Raw genomic sequence first — 14,036 nt, forward strand, 5'->3', positions numbered from 1 at the left:
CATGAGAAGACTCTTTACAGGAAGTTGGCTACTATTGATGCTGCTCTCTTTGCCCATGCTGGCGCAGGACATCACCATTCGTGGTCAAGTCACTTCATCAGACGACAACACGCCACTCCCAGGGGTGAGTGTACAGGTAAAAGGAACCACGCGCGGCATTTCAACCGACGGGCAAGGTAGGTACCAGGTAACGGCACCAGCGGGTGGCCGACTGGTTTTCAGCTTTATTGGTTATCAAGCAAAAGAAGTCGCCATCAGCAACCAGACAACACTAAACGTTGTGCTCTCCGGCGATGCCCAGCAGTTGACTGAAGTAGTGGTAACGGGTTATGGTACACAATCCCGGAAAGATGCAACCGGTAGTATTTCAACGGTTAAGGGGGCAACTATTGCCCAAACACCGATTCAAAGCTTCGAAGCAGGGCTGGCGGGTCGGAGCCCAGGGGTGCAGATTACGGTACCAAACGGTGTACTCAACAACCCACCCGTATTCCGAATCCGGGGAACAAACTCCATCTCGCTTAGTTCTTACCCACTCATCGTGGTAGATGGTATTCCAACCTATACAGGCGATTACAGTTCGACCAACGCACCGGCAAACCCGCTGGCCAGTATCAACCCAAATGATATTGAGACCATGGATATTGCCAAAGATGCCGCCGCTACGGCTATTTACGGTAGCCGCGCGGCCAACGGCGTCGTCTTCATTACGACCAAGCGTGGCAAGTCCGGCAAGGTGAAAGTCAACTACGATGGCTGGGTTGGTTTTACGAATACCTATCGGCTGCCAAACATCATGAACGCCAGCGAGTATGTGGCTTTCAAAACGCAATCGGCGGCAAACAACCCAACCTCTACGGCTAAATTCGTGCAAACCAACGACGCCAACGGTAATCCGATCGACACGCGCTGGTACGACTACATTTACCGGCAGGGCCTATCGCAAAGCCATAACGTAAACGTATCCGGCGGTAGCGATAACACGAATTATTACTTCTCAACTGGCTACACCAAGCAGGAAGGGGTTATCCGCAAAAATGATTTTCAACGGATCAACACTCTGTTCAACGTCGATAGCAAAGTAGGCAAACTTATCACGATAGGTGGTAAAATTTCGTACTCGAACGAACAGAACTACGCGTCAGCCTCCTCGGGTTCTCTTGGTGGTGAAGCCTTCAACACATCGGGCCTGGGCCGCGTTGGTCTGGTGCTGCCTCCAATTCTGGCCCCCTATAACAACGATGGCTCTTACAACGTAAGCGGACCCGCTATCGGCACAGGCACGAACGTAACAGGTACGTCTATCTCGTATCCAAACCCGGTACCATCGCTGGATCTGAACCGGTCAAATTCGGAAAACAACCACATCCAGTCGAACATCTATTTTCAGATCAAGCCTGTAAGCTGGATTACATTGAAGAGTTCATTCGGTATCGATTACCTGTATATCGACAATGACCTCTTTTCGTCGCCAATCACGAGCGAAGGAAACTCATCGCAGGGCTCAGCATCGAGCATCTTTGGTCGCTACAAAACGTCGCTCTGGACCAACACGGCCCAGTTTGATCGTACTATCGGTGGTGACCACAACCTGAGCCTGTTGCTCGGTCAGGAGCAGCAGCGCCGCACAACGCTCTCGTATGGCCTGAACCGGCAAACGCTGTCGGATCCTGCCTATAACGTGATTCAGGCGGGTTGGGTAACCAACAACGCCACCGGCCTTGGCTTTGGCGAGAACTACCTGCTGTCGGGTTTCGGTCGCCTGAACTACAACTACAAAGAAAAATATTTCATTGGTACCAACATCCGTCAGGATGAGTACTCAGCCTTGGGGGTTAAGAAAGGTATCTTCTACGGTTTGTCGGCTGGCTGGGAAATCACGAAAGAGAACTTCTGGGAAGGAGCTGGTCTAGACCGTCTTTTCAGCAGCTTCAAAATTCGGGGTAGCTACGGCAAAGTGGGTAACATTGGCGGTATCGGCGACTATACCCCCTACTCTACCTATGGATCTGGTCTGTATGGTGGTGCCGCAACCTTGAACTTCTCGAGTGTGGGTAACCCAAATCTCCAGTGGGAAACCAGCAAGAAGACAGATATCGGTTTCAATTTTGGTTTGCTGAACGACCGGATTACGGGTGAAGTGGCCTATTACAAAAACGACATCGACAACCTGATCCTGAACGTCGCGCAGTCACCTTCTACCGGTCTGCCATCAAGCCCCCCACAAAACGTAGGTGCGATGTACAACAAAGGCCTTGAGCTCTCGCTGAATGCCCGGGTTATCAATACCAAAAACTTCCAGTGGTCAACCAACTTCAACATTACCTTCAACAAAAACGAAGTGACCGCCCTGGCCCCTGGCTTAACCTCGCTTCAGACGGCTACTTCAGGTTTGGAAACCGTAAGCCAGACGATGCCTGGTTACCCACTCGGTCAGCTGTGGGTTGTGCGTACCGGTGGGGTTGATCCAACATCGGGCAAGCGTATCTTCCTCAATTCAGCCGGCACACCCGTTTATTACCAGTTTTACGCCCCATCTGGTCAGTTCAATTACTCGACAACGCCAGATGGCCGCACCAGGTACGTGAGCCCAACGGGTGGTACATCGATCACGCAGGCGGCTGATGCGGTCATGTATGGCAACGTGAGCCCAAACCAGTACGGCGGCTTCGACAACAATTTCAAATATCGCAACTTCGACCTCGGTGTGCTGATGACGTATCAGTTGGGCTTCAACGTGTATTACGGCACCAACGCTGGCTTGCACGATCAGCGGTTCTGGAATAATGACCGTGATATGCTGACTAAAACCTGGCAGAAAGAAGGCGATACCGGTATGCTATATCCGAAGTCTGTGTTTGGCGATAACGTATCAAATGGCTCGGCTATCCCGATGGATATTAACGTATTCAAAGGTGATTTCCTGAAGCTCCGCAACCTGACCCTGGGTTACACGCTGCCCGCTACCCTGACCAGCCGGGCCAAGATCAGCAACCTGCGCCTGTATGTAAGCGGTCAGAACCTGGCCGTGATCACAAAATATCCTGGTCCAGACCCGGAAGTGTCCTCAAATGGTAACAGCACAAGCTCACAGGGCATAGACCGGAACACCGTAGGCAATGCCCGGACTATCACGATCGGACTGCGTGCAGGCTTCTAAACGGACAACAACCATCATGAAGAAGACAATCATCAACTTTGCCATCTTTGGCACACTTATAACCTCGTTCACTGCCTGTGACCGTGATTTGCTAACACCTATTCCGCAAACGTCGGTATCTGACGCGTCGGCATTCAGTACGCCCACCCGCGTTCAGGGGCAACTCTTGTCACTGTACGCCGGCCTTAAATCGGGCAACTTTTATGGAGGGCGCTACGTGATTTATGGCGACATCCGGGGCGAGAACTTCATGAACGAAACGTCGAACCTGGTTACAGGTTCAGACGTATGGGCGCTCAACGCTACCAACAGCGCCACAGCCGTTCAGACCCTGTGGAGTGCGGCGTATCTGGCCATTAACAAAGCCAACATTTTCATCGATGGCATGGCTGCCGGTGGCGCAACCATTGTTGGCGCCGATCTGGCTGGTAAGTACGTTGCCGAAGCTAAATTGATCCGGGCGCTCAGTTACTACAGCCTGCTTCAATATTACGCCCGGCCATATGCTGACGGCAACGGGGCAAAACCCGGTGTACCGCTTCGTCTGAAAGGCATTATCGGTTCAGGTGAGTCGAACATTGCCCGGAGCACGGTTGCTGAGGTCTACACACAGGTGTTGAAAGACCTGAATGAGGCCGAAACAAGTCTGCCTGCCTCGTATTCGGTGGCCGGGGAAAATACCACCCGAGCGCACAAAAACACCGCTATTGCCCTGAAAACAAGGGTATACCTGAGCATGCAGAACTACGCGGCGGTGATCACTGAGGCTAACAAGATTGTGAGTGCAACGGCTCCATTTGCGGCGTCTACAGGCGTAGCGCACCGATTGCAGGCTGATATTGCTACGGTCTTCACGAACTACACTACTACTGAGTCGATTTTCTCGCTGCCGATGACTAGTACGGCTGGTGACAGCCCGGGCACGCAGAATCAGTTGGCGTTTTACTTCTCACCTACTGTTGCCAACGGGGGTGTAGGTGGTGGCGAATACTCGCTGAATCCGAAAGGAATTATTGCGGATCCAAACTGGAAAGACACCGACAAACGGAGGCTGTTTATCAAGCAGAGCGGCACAGGAACGGCGGTGAAGAACTGGCTCATCAAGTACAAGGCTGCTAGCCCCTACACCGATTACGTGCCGGTCATTCGTTACGCAGAAGTACTCTTGAATCTTGCCGAAGCGAAAGTTCGTAGCACAAATACCGTTGATGCACAAGCCGTTGCGCTGCTCAACGCCGTTCGGAACCGATCGGATGCTGCCACCACTTATACAACTGCCAATTTCGCCACCTCGGCCAGCCTGATCAGCGGAATCATGCAGGAACGTCAGATTGAGTTTCTGGGTGAAGGTCTTCGTAATAATGATCTGGTGCGCCTGCTGGAGACGATTCCTGCCAAAGGAACTGCACCGTCGAAGGCAGCTAATGAGTCTGGGTACATCTGGCCAATCTCATCCGCTGAATTAGCTCTGAATGCCTTAATCACTGACAATTAACCAACTCACGGCTAGTCCAATCTAGTATTGAGAAATCTCTTTTTATAGCGAAACTTGTTTGTTACAATTCCCCACCAGCTGTGTCTAGGTGGGGAATTTGTTTTTAGTCAATACGATAAGGTACGTTACCAGCTTAGCGACGTACCTGAGTACGGTATAAATCAGGCGATTGTGTGGACTTGGTATGGGCATACACAAGCACCTAATCTGTTGCCCAAAGGTTAAAAAATGGCGCTACCCAGCCACAGACACTTTTATAACTATTCTAATAAACCACCTTTACTTCGGTTAAGTATAAATAGCGTATACATGTATTAATACTCACTAGAATCAGCTATATAATAAAAAAATTTACGATATTGATCACACCAGCCATTTAGTCATAATTATACTTTTCCCAGAACATCCATTCGAAGCTTTCCAGATTTGCCTTACATTTGGGCCACGTTTTCCAAATTATCAAAACAATTCTATAGGCTAACTATTTTATTGTTTTTGCCCAGCACTACGCCTGGTATCCGATAGGCCCGAATTCGCTGACCAGTTGTGTGTCAACCTGGATGCATCGCTCCAACAGCAACCTCACCTTGGCCAACCACGAGTAGACGTGTGATGAGATGGCAAAACGTCAGTTTATTCTTTACCAATTCAACAAACTCACTTTATCAGAGACTTCTATGAGCAGACTGTTTATGGGAAGTTGGCTGCTTCTGCTGCTATTCGCGCTGCCTACATTGGCACAGGATGTAGCAATTCGTGGCCAGGTCACTTCAGCAGATGACGGCACGACCCTTCCGGGTGTGACTGTCCAGGTAAGAGGAACAACGCGTGGCACCACAACTGATGCCGACGGCCGTTACCAGATTAACGTTCCAACAGGTTCACGCCTGGTATTTAGCTTTATTGGCTTCAGCACGCAGGAAGCAACTATTACGAACCAGACGACCCTGGATATCCGGCTGGCGTCGGGATCACAGAACCTGGATGAAGTTGTTGTAACGGCGCAGGGTATCGAACGTGACAAACGGTCGCTGGGCTATGCTACGCAGGAAGTTTCATCTGCTCAGCTGACGCAGAAGTCCGAGCCTAGCTTGCTGAATACATTGCAGGGGAAACTGGCGGGGGTGCAGATCAACACGCAATCAGGCGCACCGGGGGCATCGACCAACATCAACATCCGGGGCATTACCTCGTTCAACGGCTCCAATCAACCGCTGATCGTTGTTGATGGGATCATCTTCGCCAACGATGTGAACGTGTCGGGTAACACCCTGTTCCAATCGCAGTCATCGAACCGATTAGCCGATATTAACCCAGAGAATATTGAGTCGCTGAACGTCTTGAAAGGGCCGGCCGCCGCCGCCCTTTACGGGTCGCGGGCATCAGCCGGAGCCATTGTGATCACCACCAAATCGGGGCGTAATCAGAACAACAAAACGGAGGTGACGCTGACGTCGTCGTACAACGTACAGGACGTTTACGGCATTCCCCGTTTCCAGAATGACTACGGCCAGGGCACCAACAACCTGTTCGTCAATAACTCGACCAACTCCTGGGGGCCATCCTTCACGGCAGGTGCCATATCGGGGCAGTCGTCTTATACAAACTTACAGGGGCAAACACGTACCTACCAGGCGTATCCTAACAACGTCAGCGATTTTTTCCGGCAGGGACACATCCTTCAAAACACCGCCAACATTGCAGGTGGTGATGCAAACCGGAATTTCTTGCTGTCAATAGGTAACACAAGCCAGGCTGGCATTGTACCCACGTCGAAGTTCAACCGAACCAATGTTCAAATAAGTGGCGAATCGAAACTGAACAACGGTTTACGCATCCAGGCTACGGCCAACTACGTGCAAACGGTTCAGGCGGGCACGGCGCTCGGAAATGGAGGTAGCTCATTTGGTCAGCTCACGCGGATTCCCCGTAGCTACGACCTATCGGGTGAGCCCTTCATTAACGCCAATGGCCAGAGCGTTTACTTTAACTCGACGATCGTAAACCCGTACTGGTCGCTCAACAACGTCACGCTCAACAGCCAGGTCGATCGTTTTTACGGAAACTTCACCGTTGGGTACGACATCACGAAATGGTTGACGGCCTCGTACCGGGTAACGGGCGACACATACACCGACCGTCGCAAAGATGTGTCGAACATCGGTTCGTCGCGGGCACCACAGGGGCGTGTATCGCAGGATATGTTCTTCCGGTCTGAACTGAACGGCGACCTGATTATAACAGCTAAGACAAACAAATTTTTTGTGGAGGGCTTAGGTGCTACGCTGTTGCTGGGCAACAACATCAACCAGCGCCGGGTACAGAACAGCTCGGTTACGGGCGAACAGCTCACGATTCCGGGTTTTCTGAACGTCAGCAACGCATCGGTGTTTGTTAACTCCGGCGAGTCGAGTACTACGCGCCGGCTGGTGGGTAATTACGGTCAGGCTTCGTTCAACTACCGCGATTACCTCTTTCTGGAGCTGACCGGCCGGGCCGACCAATCGTCGACGTTGCCAGTAGCCAACAACACGTTCTTCTATCCGTCGGCATCGGTGAGCTTTGTGCCAACCGAGGTGTTTAAGATTAAGTCTAATGTGTTGTCGTATGCCAAGGTACGTGCCGCTGTGGCCCGAGTGGGTCGGGATGCTGATCCATACTTGCTGAATTCGGTATTCGTGCAATCAGGGTTCGGAAACAACCTTGCCAGTGTCACTTTCCCAATCTCAGTGGGCGGACAGAGTATTCCGGGTTTTGGTATCAGCACCCGAATCGGGAATAATGCCCTTACGCCAGAATTCGTGTTGTCGGAAGAAGCAGGTATCAACCTGGGATTCTTTGAGAACCGGTTAAGCGTGGATGCGACCTACTTCTTCACCAAATCGACGAACCAGATTTTCAACGTTGCCATTTCGCCTTCGTCGGGCTTCGATACCCGGACTACCAACGTAGGTGAATTGCAAAACCAGGGCCTGGAATTGGTTCTCTCCGGTACGCCTATCCGGTCACGTGGTTTCCGCTGGGACATCAGCGCCAACTACACCCGCATTCGCAACAAAGTCATCGACATCACAACGGGTGTACAGTCGGCGGCAATTAACGGGAACGCCTTTATCGGTATCAACCCGTCGATTGTGCAGGGCCAACCTTATGGTGTCATTGTGGGCACGGGTTACCAGCGCGTACAAAGCACGAACTCATCAGCACCAAACTACGATGCAACAGGCCAGTTCAACGGGCAATACCTGATCAACGGAACCAACGGTCAGTTTGCGCCGGGCTTACCAAACCAGGTGTTATCGAACCCACAGTTGAACTACCAGTTGGGTATCAACAACTCGTTTAGCTACAAAGGACTGACCCTGTCGGCCTTGGTTGACATTCGCCAGGGTGGTCAACTGTATTCATTCTCTGCCGTTGACTATCGGAATGCCGGTTCGCTATACGTAACTGGTCTCGATCGCGATCAGCCCCGTATTCTGCCGGGTGTGATTGCCGTAGCCAATGCTGATGGCACAACGAGTTACCGCCCCAACAACATCCAGATTCCAGCGCAAACTTACTGGCAGGGGCTGGGCGGTCTAGCTTCGGAAGCCGCCGTGTTTGATGCAAGCGTGTACCGTCTCCGCGAGGTATCACTCAACTATGTGCTCCCCAAAAATCTGCTGGGTAAAACACCATTCGGTACGATCTCAGTGGGGCTGAGCGGCCGGAACCTGTTCTACTATGCACCGGGCTACTTCTCAGATCCGGAAGTGAACACCCAGGGCGCTGGTAACATTCAGGGACTCGATCTCAACGGACCACCACCAACGCGCAACTTTGGGGTAAACCTGCGGCTGACGTTGTAATCACACTTTATCATCAAGTTTATGAAAACAGGCATCAAGAAAACACTTTACCTACTCCCGCTGCTGGCTGGACTGGGTGGGTGTACCAAATTTCTGGACGTCAATGTGACGCCTAATAACCCAACTGCCGTTCCTCCATCGGTGTTGTTACCTGCTGCTCAGGTAGGTTCTGCGTTTGCCAATGCCAATGAGCTCAACCGGTTCGCATCGGTTGTAACGCAGCAACTCGCAGGAGCGGGTGGCAGCCCGGCCAACTACGATACATATGTGGTTAGCTCAGCCGATTTTGGCAACCAGTGGCGGTTCGAGATCTATGATGGAGCGTTGGTTAATTACCAGCAGATCATTAACCTCGCCGGAACCAGCTCACGAGCCTACAGTGGCATTGCCAAGATCATGAAGGCCTACACCTTTGCACTGGCAACCGACACCTGGGGCGACATTCCGTATTCGCAGGCATTGCAGGGCGATCTGTTTCCGCAGCCACGAATCGATAAGCAGGAAGACATCTATAAGGGCAATCAGGCGCTGGGTATCCAGAGCTTATTCGATCTGGTGCGCGACGGGCTGGCCGATCTGAATAGCGACAATGGGAACCCGGCGGGTGCTCGACCCGCCAATGACGATGTGGTTTATAAAGGGGCGCTGGCTAACTGGCGGGCAGCGGGTAATACGCTTCTGCTGAAGCTGGCGATGCAGATCAGTCGCAAAGAGCCGGCGCTGGCTACGACTGTGATCAACGAGGTGTTGACCAGCGGGCAGTACATCCGATCAAACACGCAGGATTTAAACGTGACTTTTGGTGGATCAGTTGGTAGCCGTGACCCGCGCTATGAGTACACACAGGTAACGCTGTTTAAGGATGAACTGATTCTGAGTAGTCGCTACCTGAACCTGCTACAGACTAACAATGATCCGCGTCTACCACTTTTCTTCACGCGGAATGCTGCCGGTAACTATGGCACTATCGATAATGGACAGCGGGGCGGTATTCCTACTTCCGCCAACTACTCGCGCTACGGCCCTTATGTCGTGGGTGCTACCGGCGAAGGCCCTGTACGGTTACTAACCAACTTCCAACGGGCGTTCATTCTGGCCGAAGCGGCGCTTCGTCTCGGCACTCCGGGTGACCCACAGGCTTTGTACACTGAAGGCATTCGGGCATCGATGACCCTGGCCGGTTTAACCGCCGCTCAGATTGACACGTACCTGGCAGCCAACCCAGCCGTTGCCACGCTGTCCGGAACAAACGAGCAAAAGATCGCCCAGATCATCACGCAGAAGTACATCGCCTTTACGGGTAATGGACTGGAACTGTGGAACGACTACCGCCGGACGGGCTACCCGGTGCTGCAACGGTCACAGAACGCCGCTGGTGTCGACGCAACCATCCCTGTGCGGGCCGTGTACATTGCTGAAGAAATTCAGCGGAACCCAAACTTCCCGCAATCGCCTACTGTACCGCCTCAATCCAATGTCCGCGTTTGGTGGGATATTGACTAATGAACTGAGACTCAATTTTCGGAAAACATGACTAAGACAATCATAAAAAGCCTTCTGCTAGCTCTGCTGATAGTAACCAGTTGGGCTTGTAAAGACGATCTGGAGTATGGTCCGCTGGTTCGCGATAACCGCCCGGCGATACCTGTTACCTTCCCCGGAGCCACTACATTTGGTGGCAACCCATTTATTAACGTCCCGGCAACTTCAGGGGCTATTTCCTTCACGCTGTCGATTCCATCGACCAGCGGACGCACAATCAAGGAAATTACCTCTGTAGCTGGAGTAGGCACGGGCACAAACGCTGCGTCGCTCACCACGGCTTCGTCGGTACTGAACACGGCTCCAATACCGGGCACAGGCACAACAGCGGTGTATACAACGTCAGTGACAGCCATCAAGACCCGGTTTCCGGCTACGGTTATTACGCCCTCAGCTGACCCGTACACGCCGCGCGAGCTTGCGTTTATCTTCCTGGTTACACTCGATGATAACACGCAGATTGTTACACAACAGGTACGTGCCCGGCTGGTGCCCTAGCCTGAACGGCCTTTAAGGCAACAAAAAACCGCAGCCTGATATAGGCTGCGGTTTTTTGTTGCCTTAAAGGCCGGATTAATTACCACTCAATTGGCGGCAATCCATTAGCGACCAAGTACTCATTGGCCTGACTAAAATGCTTATTACCAAACCACCCACCCCACTGGGCAGCCATTGGCGACGGATGTTTCGATTTAAGCACCAGGTGCTTATTCTCATCAATTATAGCCCCTTTCTTTTGGGCATAGGCGCCCCAAAGCAGGAAAACCACGTGTTCTTTCTGATCGGAGATCAGCTTAATTACCGCATCGGTAAAGGTCTCCCAACCTTTTCCCTGGTGTGATCCGGCCTGCCCGGCCCGAACGGTCAGCGTGGCGTTCAGGAGCATCACTCCCTGTGACGCCCAGCGCTCCAGGTTGCCGGACTTTGGAATGGGCTTTCCCAAATCATCCTGAATTTCTTTAAAGATGTTGATGAGCGAAGGCGGCTTGGTAATGCCTTCGGCAACGGAGAATGCCAGCCCATTGGCCTGCCCTTCGCCATGATATGGGTCTTGCCCCAGAATCACCACGCGGGTGTCGTCAAACGAGCATTTGTCGAAGGCATTAAACATCAGCCGGCCAGGCGGGTAAATTCGCTGTGTCGTATATTCTTCGCGTAAAAACTCGGCTAATTTCGAAAAATAGGGTTTATCAAATTCGGGTTGCAAATAGGGCTTCCAGGAATCTGCAATGAGTACGTTCATACAGTATAGATGGGTTGCCGGAACTTGGCCGGACAGCAGAAAACGTGTTTGATTGGTTGACAGGCAACTCTACCAAGTAATTGAAATTTATTTAGCCTACACAGGTTGGGGAAGCAAACTTATGAACTTATTTTACGTTCTAAAGTTGTCAAAAACTGGTTTTTTTTATGATTACGGCTGTAACGGAAGGCATTAAAGTCAGCGTGAAAACTGAGTACCAGCACGGGTATTCCAGCCCACAGCAGGCACACTATGTATTCACGTATCGTATTGCAATAGAAAACCACAGCGAACACACCATTCAGCTGTTGCGTCGTCACTGGCTTATCTACGATGCCCACGGGCAGGTACGTGAAGTAGAAGGCGAAGGCGTCATCGGTCTTCAGCCGGTGCTGGAACCCGGCGAACGGCATGAGTATGTATCGGGTTGCAACCTGCACGCCAGCATGGGCAAAATGGTGGGTAGCTACCTGGTCGAGCGGTTAATCGACGGCAAACAATTTCGAATTCAGGTACCCGAGTTCACTATGGTGGTGCCCTTCCATCTGAACTAACGTTACCAGGAATCTGTGATTGCCGCGTATCTCCGTTACCTCTGGCAGGCTGGCAACCTGCACGGTCTGCACTCGCCCTTTGTTTACGCCCTTTACCGTGACATTATTCGTCACCGGCACCCTGCCCCATCGGGTACGTTGCCCATAGAAGTGCTTCGTTCCAACCTGCTGAAAAGCTCCGATTCACTAACTGTAACCGACCTTGGGGCGGGCTCCCGGCGAACTACCGGAGCGCAACGCTCCGTCGCTTCCATTACCCGCAACGCCCAAAAACCAGCCCGTTATGCCTGGCTCCTCCACCGGCTGATTGGCCATTTTCAGGCCAGGTACGTGCTGGAACTAGGTACGTCGCTTGGGTTAACAACAGCCTACCTGGCCAATGCCGTTGCGCAAACACAGGGGCAACTCTATTCATTCGAGGGCTGCCCCAACACCGCTGCACGCGCCCGCACCCACATGGACCAACTCGGTTATTCGCAGGTTAAACTGATAGTTGGTAACCTGGACGAAACGCTGGCGCAAACCGTATCTGGGCTACCCCGGATTGACCTCGCCTTCTTCGACGCCAATCATCGATACGAGCCTACAGTTCAGTATTTTATGACGTGTTTACCCCTCGTTCATAATGATACTGTCTTTATTTTTGACGACATTCACTGGTCCGAAGACATGGAGCGGGCCTGGGCCGCCATAAAAGCGCATCCAGCCGTTCAGGTTACGGTCGACCTGTTTGGTGTCGGGTTGGTTTTTTTCCGGCGCGAACAGCCGAAACAACACTTCATACTGCGCTTTTAACCTAAGTACTTTATGTCTACCCGACTTTTACTGACAGGCACGCTGGGCGCCGCTCTGGTGATTGCAGCTTGCCAGAAGCCAGCCACTGATGCAACGCCCGACGCAGGCAAAACGTCGTTTGCACTGATTCAGGACAAGATTCTGACACCCTCCTGCGCCACGGCAGGTTGCCACGCGTCGGAGTCTGACGCTTCCTTTAAGCAGCATGGCCTGGTATTGGCAAACGGGGTAGCCTATGCCAATTTAGTTGGTGTCGACCCAAAGAATGCAGATTCAAAAGCAGATGGGCATAAGCGCGTGAAGGCGTTTGTGGCGTTGCAAAGTTTGCTCTACCACAAACTGAATACCGATGCGTCGCATCATGGTGGTAAGAGCTACGGTAATCCAATGCCCCTTGGCAGCGAAGCCTTATCTGTGGGCCAGATTGAATTCGTTCGCCGATGGATCGACGGTGGAGCAAGAGCCGATGGCAATTTGATCGATGCCAGCCTGCTCGATGATAAAACTCCAAGCACGGCCCCCTTTAGTGCATTTACCCCACCCGCTGCCCCGGCAGCCGGACAGGGTTTTCAGCTCAAAGTGGACCCTTTTGATATTGCGACCAATTTCGAACGTGAACTGTTTGTACGGCGGGCGGTGGGCAATTCGACAGATATCTACGTGAATCGTTTCACGGTCAACATGCGGCCGGGCAGTCACCATTTTATCGCCTACGATTTCGAAAACAAGGCGAACCTGCCTCAGACAGACGTTGTCCGCGACCTGCGTCTGCCAGATGGCTCACTGAATCTGTTGACCGCCTTGCAGATGTCGAACCATACGTACCTGATGGGTAGCCCCAATGCCTCGTTTGAGTACAAGTTTCCCGAAGGCGCAGCGTTGCAAATTCCGGCTAACGCTTCGTTTGACCTGAATGTGCATTACGTAAATAAAGGGCAGACAATCTCAAAAGGGGAAGCGTACATCAACATCTACACAACGCCGCAGGCTGCCGTGACCAAGGTGGTGAAAACGCTCAACATGAGCAACACCAATTTGTCTATTCCGGCTAACTCCCGTAAAACATTTACCAAGTCGTTTACGGTTAGTAAGCCATCGCTGGTACTTATGCTTACCTCGCACATGCATAAGTTGGGCGAAAAATTTGTGATCAAGATTAAAGGCGGTGCCCGCGATGGCCAGATCGTGTATACAACCACTGATTGGGAACACCCGGACGTTATCAACTTCGCTACGCCGATTCAACTGGCGAAAGGAGAAGGACTCACCTCGGAGATTACCTACAACAACACAACAGCTAAGGCTGTGGAGTTTGGACTTACCAGCGCCGATGAAATGGGTATCATCTTCGGGTATTATTACGAGACAAACTAAAGAGGGTATTTTTCATTGAAAA

Annotated in this window: 9 protein-coding genes; 8 read left to right on the plus strand and 1 reads right to left on the minus strand. The window is 52.0% G+C overall.

Going from position 1 to position 14,036, the window contains the following annotated elements; all coding sequences use genetic code 11:
* Window position 1: 1 nt before the first annotated feature.
* From F7231_RS13305 to F7231_RS13325, 5 genes are all read left to right on the plus strand, one after another.
* Window positions 2–3,160, plus strand: coding sequence for a SusC/RagA family TonB-linked outer membrane protein (locus tag F7231_RS13305; protein ID WP_085413414.1), 3,159 nt, complete (start codon window positions 2–4; stop codon window positions 3,158–3,160).
* Window positions 3,161–3,176: 16 nt separating this feature from the next.
* Window positions 3,177–4,655, plus strand: a complete 1,479-nt coding sequence (locus F7231_RS13310) for a RagB/SusD family nutrient uptake outer membrane protein (protein WP_166692235.1) — start codon at window positions 3,177–3,179, stop codon at window positions 4,653–4,655.
* A gap of 677 nt (window positions 4,656–5,332) precedes the next feature.
* Window positions 5,333–8,506 (plus strand): SusC/RagA family TonB-linked outer membrane protein, encoded by a 3,174-nt coding sequence (locus F7231_RS13315; RefSeq protein ID WP_166692236.1) that lies wholly within the window; start codon window positions 5,333–5,335, stop codon window positions 8,504–8,506.
* Between the two features lie 21 nt (window positions 8,507–8,527).
* Window positions 8,528–10,009: a SusD/RagB family nutrient-binding outer membrane lipoprotein gene (locus F7231_RS13320; protein ID WP_166692237.1), complete on the plus strand. Its 1,482-nt coding sequence runs from the start codon at window positions 8,528–8,530 to the stop codon at window positions 10,007–10,009.
* 27 nt (window positions 10,010–10,036) lie between these two features.
* Window positions 10,037–10,546: a hypothetical protein gene (locus tag F7231_RS13325; RefSeq protein WP_085413410.1), complete on the plus strand. Its 510-nt coding sequence runs from the start codon at window positions 10,037–10,039 to the stop codon at window positions 10,544–10,546.
* 79 nt (window positions 10,547–10,625) lie between these two features.
* Here F7231_RS13325 and ung read toward each other — a convergent pair whose 3' ends face one another.
* Window positions 10,626–11,291, minus strand: a complete 666-nt coding sequence (gene ung, locus F7231_RS13330; RefSeq protein WP_166692238.1) for a uracil-DNA glycosylase — start codon at window positions 11,289–11,291, stop codon at window positions 10,626–10,628.
* 167 nt (window positions 11,292–11,458) lie between these two features.
* Here ung and apaG point away from each other — a divergent pair, with 167 nt between their 5' ends.
* From apaG to F7231_RS13345, 3 genes are read left to right on the plus strand one after another with little or no spacing between them, the layout of a single operon-like run.
* On the plus strand, window positions 11,459–11,845 hold the full coding sequence (gene apaG / locus F7231_RS13335; protein WP_085413408.1) for a Co2+/Mg2+ efflux facilitator ApaG/CorD: 387 nt from the start codon (window positions 11,459–11,461) through the stop codon (window positions 11,843–11,845).
* Between the two features lie 15 nt (window positions 11,846–11,860).
* Window positions 11,861–12,640 carry an O-methyltransferase gene (locus F7231_RS13340; RefSeq protein ID WP_166692239.1) on the plus strand — a complete coding sequence of 260 codons (780 nt, stop codon included), beginning with the start codon at window positions 11,861–11,863 and terminating at the stop codon, window positions 12,638–12,640.
* A 12-nt stretch (window positions 12,641–12,652) separates the two neighbouring features.
* Complete coding sequence (locus F7231_RS13345) at window positions 12,653–14,014, plus strand: hypothetical protein (protein ID WP_166692240.1); 1,362 nt, start codon at window positions 12,653–12,655, stop codon at window positions 14,012–14,014.
* Window positions 14,015–14,036: the final 22 nt, after the last annotated feature.

It is taken from the genome of Fibrivirga algicola (assembly GCF_011742925.1).
In the GTDB taxonomy this organism is placed as follows: domain Bacteria; phylum Bacteroidota; class Bacteroidia; order Cytophagales; family Spirosomataceae; genus Fibrella; species Fibrella algicola.

Bases quoted from the DNA above. Each gene is read 5' to 3' on its own strand.
- F7231_RS13325 (WP_085413410.1), top strand. From the start codon at position 10,037: ATGACTAAGACAATCATAAAAAGCCTTCTGCTAGCTCTGCTGATAGTA.
- F7231_RS13305 (WP_085413414.1), top strand. From the start codon at position 2: ATGAGAAGACTCTTTACAGGAAGTTGGCTACTATTGATGCTGCTCTCT.
- F7231_RS13345 (WP_166692240.1), top strand. From the start codon at position 12,653: ATGTCTACCCGACTTTTACTGACAGGCACGCTGGGCGCCGCTCTGGTG.
- ung (WP_166692238.1), bottom strand. From the start codon at position 11,291: ATGAACGTACTCATTGCAGATTCCTGGAAGCCCTATTTGCAACCCGAA.
- F7231_RS13320 (WP_166692237.1), top strand. From the start codon at position 8,528: ATGAAAACAGGCATCAAGAAAACACTTTACCTACTCCCGCTGCTGGCT.
- apaG (WP_085413408.1), top strand. From the start codon at position 11,459: ATGATTACGGCTGTAACGGAAGGCATTAAAGTCAGCGTGAAAACTGAG.
- F7231_RS13310 (WP_166692235.1), top strand. From the start codon at position 3,177: ATGAAGAAGACAATCATCAACTTTGCCATCTTTGGCACACTTATAACC.
- F7231_RS13315 (WP_166692236.1), top strand. From the start codon at position 5,333: ATGAGCAGACTGTTTATGGGAAGTTGGCTGCTTCTGCTGCTATTCGCG.